The sequence below is a fragment of the Paenibacillus sp. RC67 genome (assembly GCF_030020805.1).
Classification (GTDB): domain Bacteria; phylum Bacillota; class Bacilli; order Paenibacillales; family NBRC-103111; genus Paenibacillus_S.
Map to the genome: position 1 here is coordinate 2,146,498 of NZ_CP125098.1, position 17,339 is coordinate 2,163,836.

General features: G+C 44.9%; 14 protein-coding genes. All 14 read left to right on the forward strand.

Translation table 11 applies throughout. From position 1 onward, the window contains the following. Nucleotides 1–69: 69 nt before the first annotated feature. The 14 genes from QMA13_RS09625 to QMA13_RS09690 all read left to right on the forward strand — a co-directional run bounded on the left by QMA13_RS09625 (nt 70) and on the right by QMA13_RS09690 (nt 17,243). Nucleotides 70–507 carry a MarR family winged helix-turn-helix transcriptional regulator gene (locus QMA13_RS09625; protein ID WP_282941155.1) on the forward strand — a complete coding sequence of 146 codons (438 nt, stop codon included), beginning with the start codon at nt 70–72 and terminating at the stop codon, nt 505–507. Continuing rightward, nucleotides 504–1,160, forward strand: coding sequence for an HlyD family secretion protein (locus QMA13_RS09630; RefSeq protein WP_282941156.1), 657 nt, complete (start codon nt 504–506; stop codon nt 1,158–1,160). The genes QMA13_RS09625 and QMA13_RS09630 overlap by 4 nt, the downstream gene beginning before the upstream one ends. Before the next feature lie 12 nt (nt 1,161–1,172). Then, nucleotides 1,173–2,492, forward strand: a complete 1,320-nt coding sequence (locus QMA13_RS09635; RefSeq protein ID WP_282941157.1) for an efflux RND transporter periplasmic adaptor subunit — start codon at nt 1,173–1,175, stop codon at nt 2,490–2,492. An 11-nt stretch (nt 2,493–2,503) separates the two neighbouring features. Continuing rightward, complete coding sequence (locus QMA13_RS09640; protein WP_481858154.1) at nt 2,504–4,153, forward strand: DHA2 family efflux MFS transporter permease subunit; 1,650 nt, start codon at nt 2,504–2,506, stop codon at nt 4,151–4,153. Between the two features lie 39 nt (nt 4,154–4,192). Beyond that, the gene (locus QMA13_RS09645; RefSeq protein ID WP_282941158.1) at nt 4,193–5,953 is read left to right on the forward strand and encodes a hypothetical protein; all 1,761 of its coding nucleotides are present in this window, start codon (nt 4,193–4,195) and stop codon (nt 5,951–5,953) included. A 74-nt stretch (nt 5,954–6,027) separates the two neighbouring features. Next, a complete protein-coding gene (locus QMA13_RS09650; RefSeq protein ID WP_282941159.1) occupies nt 6,028–6,459 on the forward strand; it encodes a MarR family winged helix-turn-helix transcriptional regulator in 432 nt (143 codons plus the stop codon). Nucleotides 6,460–6,588: 129 nt separating this feature from the next. Further along, the gene (locus QMA13_RS09655; protein WP_282941160.1) at nt 6,589–7,935 is read left to right on the forward strand and encodes a hypothetical protein; all 1,347 of its coding nucleotides are present in this window, start codon (nt 6,589–6,591) and stop codon (nt 7,933–7,935) included. 202 nt (nt 7,936–8,137) lie between these two features. After that, nucleotides 8,138–8,932 carry a DeoR/GlpR family DNA-binding transcription regulator gene (locus tag QMA13_RS09660; RefSeq protein ID WP_282941161.1) on the forward strand — a complete coding sequence of 265 codons (795 nt, stop codon included), beginning with the start codon at nt 8,138–8,140 and terminating at the stop codon, nt 8,930–8,932. A 27-nt stretch (nt 8,933–8,959) separates the two neighbouring features. After that, entirely contained in the window at nt 8,960–9,940 is a 981-nt protein-coding gene (locus QMA13_RS09665) for an ROK family protein (RefSeq protein ID WP_282941162.1), read from the forward strand. Between the two features lie 243 nt (nt 9,941–10,183). After that, complete coding sequence (locus tag QMA13_RS09670) at nt 10,184–10,903, forward strand: response regulator transcription factor (RefSeq protein WP_282941163.1); 720 nt, start codon at nt 10,184–10,186, stop codon at nt 10,901–10,903. A 56-nt stretch (nt 10,904–10,959) separates the two neighbouring features. Further along, nucleotides 10,960–14,421 (forward strand): response regulator, encoded by a 3,462-nt coding sequence (locus QMA13_RS09675; protein ID WP_282941164.1) that lies wholly within the window; start codon nt 10,960–10,962, stop codon nt 14,419–14,421. A gap of 245 nt (nt 14,422–14,666) precedes the next feature. Next, entirely contained in the window at nt 14,667–15,833 is a 1,167-nt protein-coding gene (locus QMA13_RS09680) for a glycosyltransferase (protein WP_282941165.1), read from the forward strand. Nucleotides 15,834–15,864: 31 nt separating this feature from the next. After that, entirely contained in the window at nt 15,865–16,116 is a 252-nt protein-coding gene (locus tag QMA13_RS09685; protein ID WP_282941166.1) for a FliH/SctL family protein, read from the forward strand. A 26-nt stretch (nt 16,117–16,142) separates the two neighbouring features. Continuing rightward, complete coding sequence (locus tag QMA13_RS09690) at nt 16,143–17,243, forward strand: glycosyltransferase family 61 protein (protein WP_282941167.1); 1,101 nt, start codon at nt 16,143–16,145, stop codon at nt 17,241–17,243. The last annotated feature ends 96 nt before the right edge of the window (nt 17,244–17,339 follow it).

Here is a 17,339-nt window from a genome sequence, read left to right on the forward strand (position 1 = left end):
CTCTTTCGGTGTGGTATATTTTTGTGTATGAATATTTCGCCTACGAAATAAATCGGAGGGTTGATCAAATTGAGCAGAGCTATGCAAATCGGCCATTCTATACGAAAGCTGACGAAAATTTTTAATGCAACGATGGGGAAGGACCTTAAGGAAATCGGGTTAACAACTCCTCAAATCGCTACGATCGGGCAAGTGTATTTTGAACGTAAAACCATCGGGCAAATTTCGGAATGCACCCAGCTTTCTTACAGCACGGTATCCGGGATTATTGACCGACTGGAGCGTGACGGATGGCTTGAACGGGTTCGGGACGAAACGGATCGGCGCATCGTCTGGATTAGACGAACAAGCAAGATCGAAGCAGAGAAAGAAAAGCTCCATTTTTTTCAAGAGAGCTTCTATGAGAATTTGTTGGCGGATTTAAATCAGGAAGAATTGGATACGATTGTCCGATCGTTAGATCTGCTGACTACTTATTTAGAGAAGAAGGTTGAGGAGAAAACATGAAGAAGAAACAAGTCTTGTCCATCATCCTTGCGGTTGCTGTTATCGCTGCTGGGGGTATAGGGTACACCTACTGGTATCAAGGGCATTATTTTATTAAATCGGAAGATTCAAGGATTACAGGCGATATTTATCGCGTTATGCCCCGGATATCCGGTAAGTTAACAGCTCTTCCTATTAATGAAGGAGACACGGTGTTATCTGACCAGATTGTAGGGCAGCAGGATAATACGAATTTGGCTACGAGCAATCTGGATCAAGCAGCACTGCGCTCTCCGATTGAGGGAACGGTCATCAAAACGATGTCGAAGGTAGGCGAAGTTGTCTCTCCTGGACAGACGGTCGCTATGATCGTCAACAAAAAAGACTTGTACATTTCGGCGAACATTGAAGAGGGAGATATTAACCGAGTGAAGGTCGGACAAACGGTTGAGTTCTCGGTGGATACATTCCCTGGAGCTACGTTAACGGGAAAAGTAAAAGAAATCGGTGAAGCGACAGCAGCGACTTTTTCTCTGCTTCCTGCTACGAACACGAGCGGTAACTTTACCAAAGTCACACAACGCATACCGATTAAAATTTCCATCGATAGTCAGAATGGACTTGCGATCGCTCCAGGTATGAGTACTACTATTAAAATTCATTTGAAAGGGTAAGGGAAAACAACCATGAGAAAAAAACAGATGACATGGATCCCGGCGATCCTTTCATTAGCCGTTGCGTTTGCTCTGCCTGGATGCGGCGATGTTAACAGCAAAGCTAATGCAGCACAGGAAATATCGGTCAAAGCCATTAAATTAGGGCAAAGCGTGGATTCCGGATTAAGCGGAAAAATTATTCCTGATCAAGAAGTCAAGGTAGTAGCCAAATTAGGCGGCAAAGTATCGAATGTAGCAGTGGATGAGGGAGCTGTCGTGAAAAAAGGCGATCTGCTCGTCCAACTGGAGACCGACGATTTAACCCAGCAGGTGAAGCAGGCTGAAGCAGCATTAGTTGCTTCCCAAGCCAAGCTTGCCGATACACAGGCTGGAGCAAGAAGTCAGGAGATTCAAGGATTGGAAAGTGCAGTAAAAGCGGCGCAAGCTTCGTTAGATCAAGTGACTGCGGCAGTTGATCAAGCTAAATCGGGTTTTGATCTATCGCAAAAAACATATAACCGTCTAAGAAACATGTATGACAGCACTAATACTGTTACTAAAGAGGATTTGGATAAAGGCACGTTCGAGTACGAAAAAGCTAAAGCGGCATTTGATCAGACACAAGCTCAACAGACAGCCGCACAAGCTCAAGTTTCTGCAGCGCAATCGAAGCTGGAACTCACGAAGAGCGGTGCTACCGGTAACACGATTGAAGCTTTGCAAGCCGATGTGAACCGTACGACGGCAGGTGTGGAGCTTGCGAACAGCGCTTTGACAAATGCGACGATTATGTCTCCTACAGATGGCATAGTTGTAAAACGCAGCATTCAACCAGGTGAAATGGCACAACCCGGCGTTGCTTTAATGACGGTGGTCAAGATGAATCCAGTTCAAGTAGAACTTAGCGTTCCAGAAACACAAATCAGTAAGATCAAGGCTGGTTCTGATGTGGAAGTTAAAGTAAGCAATGTGCCTAACAAAACATTCGCAGGCAAGATTTACTTCGTAAGCCCTGTTTCGAATCCTAACAGCACGACTTTCCCTGTCAAAGTGACCATCGATAATACGGAAGGCATGCTTCTTGCGGGAATGCTTGCTGAGGTGCACATGAAGGATACCGATCAGAAGAACGGATTGGAAGTACCGAAATCAGCATTGATTAAAAAAGATAATAAAACCTTCGTCTACGCTGTCCAAGACGGTACAGCCAAACTGGTTGAAGTCACTACAACTGACAAAAATGCAGATTGGGTTTATGTAAAAGATAATGCAAACCTAAAGGCTAATGCACAAATTATCATCAATCCAACAGATCAATTGGCGGACGGCAGTAAGGTGAAGGTGGAATAGGGGGCGTTACCGTGGCTGAAAAGTCTCAAAACACAGAAGCTCCTCAAGTTGATGAGAACCATGAACCCAGCTTCTGGCTGCCGCTGGTCGCTATTATACTAGCTACTTTCGTGTCCGTGCTCAGCAGCAGCTTGGTCAACGTAGCCCTGCCGAAGCTCTCTACCGTATTCGGGGTACCGACCGCAACCATACAATGGGTTGTTACTGGATTTATGCTGGCCTCAGCCGTAGTTATTCCAGCGAGCGGTTTCCTCTCTGCCCGCTTCGGAAGTAAGAAGCTGCTTGTTTTATCCGTAATCGGTTTTACCATCGGTTCGTTCTTATGCGGTATTGCATGGAACGATTCGAGCTTGATCGCTTTTCGGATATTTCAAGGTTTGGCTGGCGGTTTCATCATGCCTGTCGGGATGACGGTTATGTATACGATAGTTCCGCGTCAGCAAATCGGCCTTGCAATGGGGATATGGGGGGTAGCCGCGATGGTTGCCCCGGCGCTTGGGCCAACTCTTGGGGGCTATCTGGTTCAATATTACAGCTGGAGAACGCTTTTCTTTCTTAATGTGCCTATCGGAGTCATTGCAGCAATTGCATGTTATATGCTGCTGAAGGAGAGTCCGACGAATCCGAAGCTAAAGTTCGATCTTGCGGGGGCTATCTTTTCGGTAACCTTCTTCGGTTCCCTTTTGCTGGCGCTCAGTAAAGGGCAATCGGAAGGATGGACTTCACTCTATATTGTTAGTTTGTTCTATGTCGCTGTTGTTAGCTTGGCGCTGCTGCTATGGGTCGAATTGACAACACCACAGCCTTTGTTGAACATAAGAATATTTAAGAATCTTAAGTTTTCAGCGAGTACGTTGACAGCGGGTCTTGTCATGATGGCCATGATGGGAGGTACCTTCCTCATGCCTATCTACCTGCAGAATGTTCAAGGAATGACGGCTATGGATTCCGGTATTTTGCTGCTGCCGCAATCCATCGCAATGGCATTAATGATGCCTATCAGTGGTAAGCTGTTGACAAAGCTTGGCATTTTGCCTCTTGGTATTGTAGGGCTTTTGATCTTGGGCGTTACGACATATGAGCTGCATAGGTTGACAGGAGATACGTCGCATTTATGGATCAATGTCGTTCTAACTATTCGCGGTTTTGGTATCGGACTTTGTATGATGCCTATTTCAACTGTTGGTATGGGTGCCGTACCTAAAGAGCAAATCAATGATGCATCTCCATTGTCTAACGTGTTCCGTCAAGTTATGGCGTCCATGGGGATTGCCATCTTAACGACCATTATGAGCTCGCGCCAATACTTTCATAATTTCCGGATCGCAGAGAATGTGCCTAGCACTTCAGAGGCGGCAAGTAGTGTGATGTCGGCATTGTCCGGTGCGTTGATGCAGGGCGGAGTCGATTCGGCTACGGCCAGCGGTACAGCCGCTACTTATATTGCCGGCTTCATGCAGAAGGAAGCCTTGGTTCGCGGGATCGCCGATACCTTCTATATTTCGGCAATACCAGCATTTATATGCATTCCATTAATCTTTTTATTAAGAGATAAGAAGAAGCCTAAAGAACAGCCTGCTCCAGCAAAGGCACCGGAAGAAGCATCACCATCAGGGAAGCCGGCAGCCGCAGGAATACAAGTAGAACCAGTCAAAGCTTAATCATTATAAAATTTAGCAAACATCTGGAGGAAACAATCAATGAAAAACGTATGGGGAAAAACAGCATTGGCGTTCACCTTAGTCATGTCCACAGCATCGATGCCTATTGCTTCCGTATGGGCCGATGAGGCAGGTCAAGTCTCCGTCGTGAATGCACCAGTCTACCAGCAGTTGGGCGACTCGCTCAGCGTGCAGGTCAAAAGCGTACTCAATGAAAAAACGTCCGATGGAGTTAAGATCGGTATTGTCGTCAATCTGAAAAACGACAGCGCCGTTTCCAAACGCGTACCGGATTACGAGCTTCGCGTCAAAACAAACGACGGTACTGTGTACACATTAATCGGCAGCTCGACGAATGTTCACTCAGCACTTCCTATGTCGGAAAATGAGCTCAGCTATATGATTAAGCTCGATAATAAAGATGCAGTCGCCTTGTCCGAGCTTCAATGGGTTGATGTGGATTGGAACGTATATCCTAAGACAGAAACACCTGTATTGACAGTTCCTATCTCCGGGTTGGGCTGGGCTGGCAGCGATGCGGTCATTACGGATCCAAGTGCCATCAAGAATTGGGGCGATGCTTTCACTATTTCTTCCAGCAATCTTCCTTTAACTTATACGACTATCGATATGGATAAGCAAAATAACGGGCAAAAAACAGCCTACGTCGTTAAGCTGATGGTAGAAAATAAAGGAACTTCCACCGTTACCGTTCCGGATCTAATTTTGGAAGGTAAAGACGGAACATCTTCCTTCCAAGGCAAGCAGATCGAACAAGCGAAGGTTACAGTGGAGCCTAATGAGAAGAAATACGTTCATTATGCGATTGAAACCAATCAAGATACGGTATTGAAAACTGTCAATGTGCTGACACCGGAGAGCTTTGTGCAAACCGATGCTAAAGGACAAAGCACAGCAGTCAACTATACGGTTGGACGTATTCAAATCGTTCTGCCTGAAGGTGCCAAAGTTCCTTCCGGCTTGCAAGCAGTCGATTACACTTACAACACTAACATTGCGTTCGATACATTAAGCAAAGCGGTTAATTCCGATGTTGATGTTTCTTTGGTTGAGCTGACCATGCACGAAAACCAAGGTATCGGCTATAAAACAGCAGTTGCCAAATTCAGACTCACGAACAAAAGCGACTCTCCGATTCCTGTTCCAGCATTGGGAGCTGAGTTGAATACTGCGCAAGGCGTAAGCTATGCTGGCAGCAGACAGGTCAATCCTCCGAAACAGCTTATGCCTAAGCTGTCTCATATTGTGAGCTACTCCTTCATCGTGCCTAACACGGAGGAGGGCCAAACGATGGTTCTGAAGCTCTCTGATACGCAAACGGCAGCTCCTTATAAATCTGCCATTGCTGCCTTGAACGTCACGATGCAGCCACTTGCTCAGCCTGGTGATGTTCTTTCCTTCTATCCGTTCCAAGTGAAGGTAGAAAACTGGAGCATTCAAGCTTATACGAACTTGGTAAGTTCAACGAACCCTCAAGTTACTTACGGCTATAAGCTGAAAATGAACTTGGATATCAAACAGACGGATAATGTTGTAGTCGATCAAGACTTCTCCAAAATGAAGGTTGCTCTGGTCGATTCCGCAGGTCGTACGCTGGCCGAAAATGATTTGGCCTTTACCGATAGCGGCGGTATCAACAAATTGGTGTCTGGTGAAGTGATCGTAGACTTTAACAAAGTTCGTGCGGATTATCAAGATACCAATTTGACTATCCAGATGTACGAAGCTATTGAAACGGAATTCGGTGTAGCCAAACGTTTGGTAGCTGTATTTAAATAAGCTAAGACTTGTCCCGCGTTTCCTGCTCTAGGAGGCGCGGGATTTAAATTGATGGTATGAAGAGGAGTCATTAGATGGAAACGGAACACTTAGTGCTTGAACAATTGGAGGAAACGTCCAGGCGCATCATGAGAAGACTGGTTTCCTACAGTAAATATGTGGATCGCCGATTTTCCGGGTCCCAGGTGAGTGCCCTTCAGACAGTTGAATTTTACGGCTCATTGAAAGTATCGCAATTGGCGGAGAGTTTGTCTTTGTCGTCGAGTGCGGTTACTTTGCTGTGCGATAAACTGATTCACAGTGGCTATCTTCAAAGAGAAAGAAGCTTGGATGACCGGAGAGTTGTTTGTCTCGTAATTACAGAGTCGGGCAAGGAAATGCTGCAGCAGCTGTTGGATAAAGAAAAAGAAGTCATCGGCTGTTGGTTAACAGGGCTTTCGTTGGATGAAATGCAGCAGTTTAGCGCGACGCTAAATCGGATTAGCGAGAACGTTAAAAAATTGTAAATGAAGTTCATAAAACATTCACGAAAGTTCGTAAAAAGTAATTCACAAACAACTTTAACTGTGATATATTTCGTATAGAAATATTTCTTATACGAAATATATAGAAATAGAAGGAATGGAGAGAGATCAATGAACACAAAACGTCTAGCAAGAAAAACTATTACTGGTGGGGTTGCAGCAGCATTATTACTTGGAGGCTTTGCTTACGCACCTCAAGCTAAACCGGCTTATGCGGCTGAAGTGCAGCAAACAGCAGCAAGCTCCTCTATCATTGCGAGCTACCTTCGCAACCTGGCTACTTACACATCTTGGGTGGCAGACAAAGATGAAGAATACGTTAGATCGGATCTTTACTCTGGCAAGAACTTAGTGCAGGCTTCCGGATTAGGTGCCGGTGAATTGAAAGATCAATTAATTAATAACTTCAACTGGTATGTGGACAATGCTTCAACTAGCAACTTGACTTCTGAAGAAGTTCAACAGCTGCGTGAAGAAGGTGCTCGTCAAATCAGTGAAGCGATCGTCGTTCCTGGGTATCAGCCTGAGTTGAAAAATGCAAATGTAAATTTTGATGCTGTCATTAAACAACGTCTCAATATTATCGCATCAGATACTGCAGCTATTGCTAACGAAGATTATGAAAACCTTACTTCAAAATTGGATTCTGGATATTCCTTAGTTTATGCATCTGGTATTGATAGAGCTACATTGTACGAAGCTTTGGTTACATTAATGAACCAAAGCATCGATAATGCGGTTGGGCAGCTTCCTATTGATGCAGAGAAAGTTCAAAAAGCCAAAGCTGATGCTGCAAGCCTGATCAGTGAAGCAATTGCAACAGCAGGTGGCTATCATCAGGCAAGTCAACAACCACAAAGTAATGTAGGTCTGGATGCTATCGTTAATAACCGTCTGGCACTTATTATTAGTGATGCTGCTACAATTGCGGACAAAAACTATAGTGACGTGATAGCAGACCTTCAGTCTGGAAAAACATTGCCACAAGCTGTTGGATTAACACAAGCGGATCTTTCCACTAAATTAAATGATACTATACAACAGGAAATCAATACTGCTGCAGATCAAAATGCAATTGATGCTGACTTAGTGGCAAAAGCTAAAAGCGAAGCCGGATTGAAAATCAGCGAAATCTTGTCGACAGCCGGTTATACTGGAAAAGTCACTGAGCAAGCTAACAATATTAGCTCACAGTTGGATGCAAGATTGAAAGGTATCGTTTCTGACGCGGCTACGATTGCTGATAAAGAAAATTATGAAATCCAAGATATGATTGACCAAGGTGCAAGCTTAGCAACGGCTACTGGAATTTCCAGTATGGAGTTGTTTGAACGTTTGATGAGCCCAGTCAACCAGTACATTGACGGATTATCTCCTGATGCTGATGTTGTAGCAGCAGCAAAAGCTAAAGCAGCGGATCAAGTTAGAACTTGGGTTGAATTTGGTTATAACAACTAATCTTTTAATTATTGTTTAAGAAAAAGCGCGAAGGTCGTGAGACCTTCGCGTTTTTTTTGCACTATCGACTAGATTTGGATGTTTTGCAAGAAGAAATCAAGGAAATGATTGAAATTGTCAAAATAAACCCCTATAATATCGACATAACCATCAAAATCGGAATGGTATTCAAATTGAATCGGCAGTTGGAGTTGAAGTGTATATGGGCGACCAGGATTTGTCCAAAGGAGAAGAAAGACGCAGTAAAATTTTGACGGTTTTGAAAACGCAGGGCAGAATCACTATCCAAGATATTATGGACAAGTTTCGCTGCTCAGAAGCGACGGCACGTCGTGACCTTGATTATTTGGTTAAAACGGAGGCTGTTATTCGAACCATTGGTGGAGCTCAATTCGAAGGAATTTCCGGTTTGCGTGAGGCTTCTTTTAATGAGAAAAGACAGCTGCTGTGGGTCGAGAAAGAAACGATTGCAGCAAAAGCCGCTTCGTTAATTGAGGAAGGCGATGTAGTCGGTCTAACCGGCGGTACAACGACCTATTTGATAGCCAAGGAAATAAAGGCAAGAAGGAATATTACCGTTGTTACCAACGCGGTTAATATTGCAATGGAGCTCGCTGATAGTGATGGGGTTCAGGTTGTGCTGACAGGTGGCGTCATGCGTAAAAATAGCTTTGAGCTGTGCGGGCCGTTAGCGGAAAAAATAGTTGAAGGCTTGAATATCGGTAAAATGTTCATGGGGGCAGATGGTTTCGCTTTGGAACAGGGAGTAACGACGTACTCTGAGCTTGAAGCGCAAATCGCAAGACTGCTTATTCAGCGCTCCAACCGAACGTTCGCGGTTATCGATCACTCGAAGGTTGGTAAAGCCTCATTGTTCGGCATAGTGCCGCTCTCGTCTTTGGACGGATGCATTACGGATGCTGTGTTCAGTACTGAGTTGTCAACAGCCTTGGCTGAAGCCAACGTGGAAGTGTATGTTGCGAATTCTCAAAGCTAAGCATCAGGGAAGGATTGGGGAGAAACGATGGGCTTAATGATAGGAATGGATATTGGCGGTACCAACATAGTATGCGGATTGGTTGATGAAAACGGCAGCCTGTTGAATAAAATCAAACAGCCAACCGAAGCACACCTTGGAAGCGGATACGTCTTTGATAAAATTAGCGGAATGGTCGAGGAACTGCTTCGTGCAGCGGGCGTGAAGCATCACGAGGTTAAGGCTATTGGAGTAGGTACCCCTGGTTTTATAGATCCGGACAAAGGCATCACCTTATTCGCTAGCAATTTGAGATGGACTCAGGTGCCGACAGCCGAAGAGATTCGTAAACGTACGGGAATACCGACTTTTATCGATAATGATGTTAGAATGTATGTGTATGGAGAAGCAGCTGTTGGTTCAGCTAAAGGGTATGATCATGTGCTTGGAATTACCATAGGTACCGGATTGGCCGCGGCGATGGTGAACCGGGGGCACTTGTATTATGGCGGCGGCTATATGGCTGGAGAGCTCGGTCATATTCCTTTTCCGGAAATTCAATATGAATGTGGCTGCGGCTTGCAGGGGTGTCTGGAAACGGTTGTTTCGGCAACGGGTATCGCTCGTCAGGCAAGAGAGCAGCTAGCTGCTGGGCGTGACAGTATAATGAGAGAATGGCTGGAAGCCAGTCCGAATGCAAGCATAACTGCTGCAGATGTGTCAAAAGCTTATGATGCTAAGGACCCTCTTGCAGTTGAGGTCATGAACCATACTGGAATGCTGTTGGGAAAAGGGCTTGCGGCGGCTGTTACTTTATACAGTCCGGATATTATTGTCATTGGCGGAGGAGCTGCATTAGCCGGAGAACGATTGTTTACGCCGATGCGTGAGCAATTAAAGAAATCGGTATACGCCGGGTATTGGGATCGGCTCACCATTTCGCAGGCTCAAATGATTGATGACGCAGGTATTGTTGGAAGTGCCATGGCTGCGGGACAACGACTTTTGGAAGCCAAAACAATTGAATAATATATCGTAACGAAAATAAAGTCGCGGCAATAGCTGCGGCTTTTTGTGTAGCGTTTTTTTACTATTTGTAAAGAATAATAGACGGATTTTTCCTAAATATAGTATATTAGTAGTAAGACAATAGATTCACATATTAAAACTAAAGCATACGAAAAAAGAATGTATTAAATATAAAGTAAACATTAAAAAAAAGCTGACTTTTCTAACACTTTTCTAACATTTTAATGAATAGGAGGGCCGTGGATGTACAAAGTTTTATTAATTGAAGATGATCATATGGTCGGTGAAATGTCGACGATGTATTTATCGGAAGAAGGGTACTCCGTGGAAAGAGCTGAGAATGGCAAGGAAGGCCTGCTCATTCTAGAACGGTTTCTTCCTGATTTAGTCATTCTAGACATCATGCTTCCGGATATTAGCGGTATAGAGCTGTGCATGGAGATGCGCAAAGTGTCTACCGTACCGATTTTGGCCGTATCGATGAAAACGGAAGTATTGGATCGTGTTGATGCCTTGGTTGCGGGGGCTGATGATTATTTATGTAAGCCATTCAGTATGAGAGAGCTTACCGCGAGAGTAGCCGCGTTAATACGCCGCTCACAAATGCAATATCACCAGCCAGAAATGGAAGTCGTTCAGGCCATTGCCGCGGGAGCCGTTTTGGAGGATGGAGAGCCAGTAACGATGGACCACGAGCGTAGAGCCATTTATGTGAACGGAGCTTTCGTGGAGACGACGTATTCGGAATTTGAGATCATGAAGCTTTTTGTAGCTAATAAGGAAAAGGTGTTCAGCAGAGATGAGTTGATAAATGCTTTGAGAGGCATTGATTCCTTTGTGAATGACCGTTCTATTGACGTGCACATTGCCAATCTGCGCAAGAAAGTCGAGCTGGACCCCAAAGAGCCTAAGTTGATTAAGACCGTATGGGGAATCGGATATAAGTATATGGGCAACTCTTAAGGGCCATCCTTAGGAGTTTTTGTTTTTGAATCCAACACATCCAAAGGGGGACGCTTATGAGAAAACTATCGATTCGCAATAAAATGATGATTTTAGTATCGTTAATTACGAGTCTCTCTTTATTATTTATTGGAATCAGCAGCTATCGGACGGCTAAGCAGCAAATTGTGGATGCGCTCCAGGAAAACGCAACGGCTAAAGTTTTGTCAAGGTCCTATAACTTGTCTGCCTGGATCGAAACGAAACTATCCGAAGTCGAGGTTATGAGCAGAACGAGTCAAGTTCGTTTCGGTACGGATGAGGAGCGTATGGCTTATTTGCGTAAGGAAGTAGAGCGGTCTAAGGGAATGTTTTATGATCTTGGCTTTGCTGAGTTGGGCGGTTCCTTGACGTTGACGTCAGGGGAAGTGATGAATATTAGCACCTCTTCAACCTATTCAAAGGTACTTCAGGGTATGAGCGTCGTGACAGATGTCTTCCGGGGGAGTGCTCCTAACAGCGGTATGCTCTTTACACTTCAAGTACCTGTTTATGGAGTAAACGATAAAATGATTGGAATTATCAGCGCCTCAATTTCTGTCGAAGCTGCCTTTAAGCTTCATACCGATTTTAGAGTCGGAAGCGCCGATACGATTATGATGTTTGCCAGAGATGGGACGATTATTTATCACCCCGACTCTTGGATGATGGGCTATGCCAATATCAAGCATGCGGATTCGCCTTTAAAGAGCATCATGAACGAAATTCTTACCAATGAATTTGGATTTGCTCACACGATGAGAGGTAATGCGGAGCAGCTGGTTTTTTATTCTGCGATTATAGGGACACCTTGGTATATGGTGATTCAAGTTCCTTTGCAAGAATTTGAAAAGCCGCTTAGCCAGTTGCTTATTAAAACAGTGCTGACAATCATGGTAATGGAGTTTATCATGCTGTGGTTGATTACTGTATTGTTCAATAGAGAAATTATCCGAATTCGGGAAATTACTTTAGTAACGGCGAAAGCAGCCGAAGGACAATTCGATATTCCTCCGATTGAAATTAACAATGAGGATGAGATCTCCGCTTTAGCCAGTTCGGTGAACGGAATGATGGCTCAGCTCAAAGTACTATTTGAACGGCTCGAGGCTATTATTAACCAGAATGATTTTGCCATCATTTCATTGGATTCGAATTATACGATCAACTATTTCAGTAAATCGGCTGAGAAGCTGCTAGGGTACACAGCTGAAGAAGTTCTTAACAAAGCGACGCCATTATTATTTCACGATCCGGAGCAAATAAAAGAGATGGCAAAGCAGATGACAGAACAGTTCGGAAGGCCAGTGGCTCCGGACCTCTCGGTATTCATGGAGCTAAGAAATGCGCAGTTTTCATATGACCGCGAATGGTATTTCGTACGCAAGGATGGATCACGAGTAGCTGTGTCCCATAATTCTAACGGGATTAGGGATAGGGAAGGCCGATTCATCGGGGTTGTAGCCATTTCAAGAGATATTACTGAGCAAATGAGAATGCAGCAGGAACTTGTTCATGCAAAGCTTGCAGCGGAAGAAGCCGATTCAGCTAAAGGTGCTTTTCTGGCACGGATGAGTCATGAAATACGCACTCCGCTCAACGGTATTATTGGCTTATCCCAATTGATGCAAAAAACGGATTTAAATGAGGTTCAGAGCGATTATTTGAGGAATATTACGGGCTCAGCTCAAACACTGCTTCGCATTATTAATGATATTTTGGATTTTTCCAAAATGGAGGCTGGCAAGTTTGAGCTGGATCAGATTGTTTTTCATCCCGATGACTGCATCCATAAGCTTTCCGAGACGATTAGCGTGTTTCTTGGGGGCAAGGAACAATTCGAGCTTATTATAGAAACTCCAGAGCGGATGCCAACAGGACTTATAGGTGACCCGCTTCGTCTGGAACAGGTTTTGCTGAACTTGTGCAGTAATGCACTAAAATTTACTTCCAAAGGCCAAGTGATTGTACGACTGGAGATTATTGAGGAGCTGCATGATTCCTTATTGCTGAAATTCAGTGTGAACGATACGGGCATCGGCATTTCTGGTGAACAGCTGGATCGTTTGTTCGAGCCCTTCACTCAGGCGGACGGCTCCATGAGCCGCAAATTTGGCGGAACCGGACTAGGTCTTGTTATTTCCAGCTTCTTAATCGAGAAGATGGGAGGCATGCTGGAGGTGGAAAGTGAGTTTGGTGTAGGGAGCTCGTTCCATTTTACAGTACGCTTCCAACGCTCCAAACAATCCGAAATGATCAGCTATAATCTGCCTGCGGCTTCCGAGGAGCCACTCGTATGGATCGTCGAGGATAGCTCTGTTATGAGAGAGCATCTTTGCAGCATGCTTCAATCTTATGGATTGAAGCCATACCCAATGTGTTCATGGAAAGAGGCATCCTCGATGCTTCAGTCCAATCAGAGATGCCATATTGCAGTGATGGACATGGAAATGCCGGATATGTACGGACCCGAGACATGGATGACTTTTCAAAAAGCAGCTCGAGCTGCGGGAATCATCACTTTAGCTATGACTACCGTATTCGGACGAGAAGAAATGCTCGGGATGCCGGTGGAAAATCGTCCAGATGGGATCATACTGAAGCCGTTCACTCGACCCGAACTATACCGTACTATTGAAGCGGCTCTGGATCGTTACGTCGCTCCTAGAGAACATAAGGATGAACAAGATCGCATGATCACGGAACGGAAAAAGAACTCTACAAAAACCAAACGGATTTTGCTGGTTGAGGACAATGAAATTAATCAACAGGTAGCCTTTGAAATGCTGCGTCAGCACGGCTATGAGGTGGAGGTTGCTTGCAATGGGAAGGAAGCGCTGCTGAAGCTGGAGATGTCTGATTGGGACCTCGTACTGATGGATATCCATATGCCTGAGATGGACGGCTGCGAAACGACGCAGGTAATACGTCGTCTCTCTCGTTATGATCAAATTCCGATAATCGCGATGACTGCCAACGTGATTCGGAGTGATCATGAGAAATATATGCAGATGGGAATGAATGATATCATTACTAAGCCGCTTGAGATTGAACCTATGTTTGCAACGCTTCGCAAATGGCTTAGAGATTCGGGCAGCCATTCTGTCATTGTTCCAACCGACGTTCACGCACCCGAAGCATTCGCTTCAATGCCGAGCTTGGATGGGATCGACATTAGAAAAGTAGCAAACCGATTGAACGGCAGAGTGTCTATTTTCATGCAAATGTTAAAAACATTTGAGCGGGACTATAACGATTTTAATAACCAGCTCCAGCAAGCATTGGAGGAAGGAAAAGATAACGAAGCCCTGCGGCTCGTACATACGCTGAAAGGTGCAGCGGGAAATCTGGCAGCAGGCCAGTTGGAGACGGCTGCGGGAAGGCTTGAAACCGTGTTGCTGGCTACAGGCGCTGTCGACCCGTTAGCCTTGAAGAAGGCTTTGGGAGAAGTCGAGAACTGCCTTAATCAATTGCTTGCTTCTGTACAGTCCTCTTTTTGACTATAAATAGGAGCTCCTTTCTATTGAACAAACCCTCTATCGAAAACGGTAGAGGGTTCTTGTTCATGCAGAATGGGGACCAGCAAAACAAAAATGTTCAAGGACATACGCCTTTTTTGGGAATCCAAGATAAGCGTCCATTAGGTGATAGCCGTAAACGCATATGTTATCACTAGGGTATTTCCGACTGCAGCTCTTATTATGCTCATTGAAATAAGCAATGGCGGAAGAGAGGAAGCAATAATATGAAAATATTGATTTGGAGTTCCATGGTTTCCGTTGGCGGAGGATGCAGGTTGCTTGCCAATTTGGTTACTGCGATTGCAAGGCAGCCTAATATTCAATTAGTTCGTGTTGTCATCTCTGCTCAGACGGGGTTCAAAGAACGGATCCATACGACCGAATATAACAACATTGAAATTCATTACGAGGAGCAGGATATCCGCACAAATTCAGATCATCCCTATATGAAAGATTGCCATGTGGTTTATACATTCTGGCCTCACGGTCCTCAATTCGTAGACGTCAAGAAGCCGATGATCTGTACGTTTCATGATGCAACCATTCTTGATTTTGCGCCTCCTTTCTTATCCGGCTCGGTCATTAGAACCCATTGGGAGCAATATAAAGTCTGGTTTGATCGGAGTACCAAAATCGTCGTGCCTTCAGAGCACGTAAAATCAAGAATTGTGGCTCATTTCGGAGAACATTGCAGGTCTGCTGTTATTGTTCGACATGCCATTTCGCCGGTACAGAATGCCAGTAATCCAGCGGTGGATGCTTCCCTTAAGACGATGCTTCCATTCCAGTACCTCGTATACCCAGCCAACATCTCTCCCCATAAAAACCATTATAATCTGCTGCTAGGCTACGCGAACTGGGCTCAACGCCATCAACATCCTCTTGTGTTGTTCGGTCATGGAACGGAACAGCTCAGATTGACGCCTCCCTCTTGGCCGGATACCCCCTACCACTCCACGCTGGTTTCCCTAATCAAAAGACTTGAGCTGAAGCTATTAACAGAATTGTATCCCTTAGGCTTGGTACCTGATCCTTATGTGGCGCCATTGATAAAAAATGCTTATGCCTTAATCATGCCTAGTCTCTCGGAAGGGGGAGGCAGCTACCCGGTGGAAGAAGCGCTAAGTATGGGGACTCCGGTTCTCTGTTCGGATATCCCGGTTATGCGCGAGCACCTATCGAACCGCAGCGCAGATGTCGTATGGTTTGATCCGGAGTCGCCGAATTCCATTACCAAAGCATTCGATCTTTTGTTGGAGCGCTATGATCTATACAAGCAATCCTCTATCTCGGGAATGAACGATCCGTCAGGGTCATGGGACGATATTGCCCAACAGTATGTTGCGGTATTTTACGATGCACTTAAGTCGTACTACACTCCGCAGCAGTAACAATCCATAACGATAGAAAGCGGGTGACTGCATGAGAAAACGTAAAAAGCGTGTAATAAGCAAGCTGAATAAGCGGGTTAAGAGGTCGGTAGTCTCCCGTCCTAGAGTTAAACCTAAACGGAAACGCCTGGTTATCCCGACTAGAAGAAAACGGACAGCACCTGTTGTGCGGAAAGCACCTCTGAAGACAACATATCAGCAAGCCTATAACGAAGCATTTGACCAAAAATATAATGAGGGCTTTAATGCCGGTTTTGCTCAGGGGCTAAAAGAGGGGCAATAAACTCGCCATTTAGGAGGGATGAAGCCGTGACGACTAACGAGGAACGGATATTACCCGTTGACTATTATCCCGATACATGGAGCTGGGTACAGGAGACGTTTGCGGATGCCGCTCTCCGTTCCGAATACTACAAAGTCATTTATCCTGCCGAAACGCTGCACCTTGCCACCCCCAAAGGCGTTGATCCACCGCGCTGGAGCTTAGATTGTCATTTCAAAGAAGCTTATGTAGCCGTTATTCCGAACGGGCGTCTTTTTGGGAGTAATGCCTATGTGGTCACACCTAACAATAAACGGATACAGGATACCGAATTTCCATTTCCTTATGACATGGAGCTTGCTTCAGCGAGCTATACTCCGGAAACGGTAGCCACGTTGATCTGGGGGCTAAATATGCCCTCTATTCAAGCGTATACCCAAAGCAATTATGGTCACTGGCTGATCGATATCATTTCAAGATATCATTTGCTGGAGCAAAGTGGCATTCCTATAGACAAATATGTGATTGGCAAGATTACGGGCTCTTTTCAAATTGAATCATTGCAAAGAATAGGAATTCCTCTGGAAAAAGTCGTTATAGTGGATGATGAGCGTTTTCACTTGCAGGCCGCCAGACTGGTTGTTCCGTCAGTACCATGCATGATCGGTGGGGTTCCGAGGTGGGCTTGTCAATATATACGCAGCTGTTTTAAGGAACAGAGTACAGTTACTCCTGTCAAAGGATTTGAGAGATTGTATGTCAGCCGGCAGGATGCAAAAGGCCGTTTCGTTATAAACGAAAATGAGGTCATGGACGTGCTCGAGAAGAAGGGATTTAAAAAAGTTTTGTTAGGCAGCTTGACCATTCAGGAACAAGTTAACCTCTTTTCTTCCGTTAAGGTTGTCGTTGCCCCTACGGGGGCTAACAATACGAATTTTTTATTCTGTCATTCCGGAACTAAGGTCATCGAGTTCTCAGCCCGAACGATGCGAGATTCTTTCTTTTGCAAGCTGGCAAGCTACGTTAATCTCGATTATTACCATATGGAGTGTGAGATCGAGCTTCCTCCCAAAGTGATAGGGGGCGTTGATAATATCATCGTAGATATTGATAAAATGAATAATGTCCTGAACAAAGCAGGGGTTTAATGGAAAGGCCAATACACTTGTCTTGGAATATGTACGATTACACAGGTACACAAGACGTTACGTTGTACCCGCCTATTTAATATATTGTACTTAACC

Bases quoted from the DNA above. Each gene is read 5' to 3' on its own strand.
- QMA13_RS09630 (WP_282941156.1), top strand. From the start codon at position 504: ATGAAGAAGAAACAAGTCTTGTCCATCATCCTTGCGGTTGCTGTTATC.
- QMA13_RS09635 (WP_282941157.1), top strand. From the start codon at position 1,173: ATGAGAAAAAAACAGATGACATGGATCCCGGCGATCCTTTCATTAGCC.
- QMA13_RS09645 (WP_282941158.1), top strand. From the start codon at position 4,193: ATGAAAAACGTATGGGGAAAAACAGCATTGGCGTTCACCTTAGTCATG.
- QMA13_RS09650 (WP_282941159.1), top strand. From the start codon at position 6,028: ATGGAAACGGAACACTTAGTGCTTGAACAATTGGAGGAAACGTCCAGG.
- QMA13_RS09655 (WP_282941160.1), top strand. From the start codon at position 6,589: ATGAACACAAAACGTCTAGCAAGAAAAACTATTACTGGTGGGGTTGCA.
- QMA13_RS09660 (WP_282941161.1), top strand. From the start codon at position 8,138: ATGGGCGACCAGGATTTGTCCAAAGGAGAAGAAAGACGCAGTAAAATT.
- QMA13_RS09665 (WP_282941162.1), top strand. From the start codon at position 8,960: ATGGGCTTAATGATAGGAATGGATATTGGCGGTACCAACATAGTATGC.
- QMA13_RS09670 (WP_282941163.1), top strand. From the start codon at position 10,184: ATGTACAAAGTTTTATTAATTGAAGATGATCATATGGTCGGTGAAATG.
- QMA13_RS09675 (WP_282941164.1), top strand. From the start codon at position 10,960: ATGAGAAAACTATCGATTCGCAATAAAATGATGATTTTAGTATCGTTA.
- QMA13_RS09680 (WP_282941165.1), top strand. From the start codon at position 14,667: ATGAAAATATTGATTTGGAGTTCCATGGTTTCCGTTGGCGGAGGATGC.
- QMA13_RS09685 (WP_282941166.1), top strand. From the start codon at position 15,865: ATGAGAAAACGTAAAAAGCGTGTAATAAGCAAGCTGAATAAGCGGGTT.